This window comes from Streptomyces sp. NPDC127092 (assembly GCF_042722475.1).
GTDB lineage: Bacteria > Actinomycetota > Actinomycetes > Streptomycetales > Streptomycetaceae > Streptomyces.
In genome coordinates this window covers 1-666 of the sequence record NZ_JBHXFE010000371.1, presented here as the reverse complement: position 1 = coordinate 666, position 666 = coordinate 1, and the positions used below count along the sequence as shown (strand labels likewise).

Below are 666 nucleotides of genomic sequence, written 5' to 3'. Positions count from 1 at the left end.
CAACGTCTTCTGGAACTCGGACGTGTTCTTCTTCAGCGGGTTGATGCCGACCATGATGGAGTTGTTGTGCACCATGTAGTTTCGTCCGACCATGCCGGACGAGTTGGCGAGACCGTCCGGGTGCGCGGCGTTCGCCGACCGGAGCAGCAGTGCCGCCGAGTTGACGGCCCCACAGGACACCACCACGGTGCGGGCGTCGACGACGACTTCGGTACCGCGGTGCCGAAGTCGTACGCCGGTGGCCTGTTTCCCGCTCTCGTCGGTGAGCACGCGCTCGGCGTACGCGTTGGTCAGCAGTTCCACCGAGCCGGACGCGACGGCCGGCCGGACACAACGCACATCCGCGTCCGACTTCGCCAGCAACCGGCAGGGGAATCCGTCGCAGGTCTGACATCGGATGCAGCCGCCGCCATCCCGCAGGTCGATGCCCAGTGGGATGTTCGACGGCGTGTACCCGAGACGCCGCAGTGCGTCGGCTGCCTCCTGCACCGGTGGCTCGTGTCCGATCGCCGGGTAGGGAAACGGTTCGTCGCGGGGAAGGGTCGGGTCGTCGGTGTGATCGCCGTGGACCCGGTACACCTCTTCCGCCCGTGCGTAATACGGAGCGAAGTCGTCGTACGAGAACGGCCACTCGGGAGATTCGCCGGCCTCGTGTTGCGTCGACCG

At 66.7% G+C, this 666-nt stretch carries 1 protein-coding gene; it reads right to left on the bottom strand.

Going from position 1 to position 666, the window contains the following annotated elements:
* On the bottom strand, positions 1-579 hold a 579-nt coding region (locus tag ACFWJO_RS40520), incomplete at its 3' end, for a GMC family oxidoreductase N-terminal domain-containing protein (protein WP_386873383.1).
* Positions 580-666: the final 87 nt, after the last annotated feature.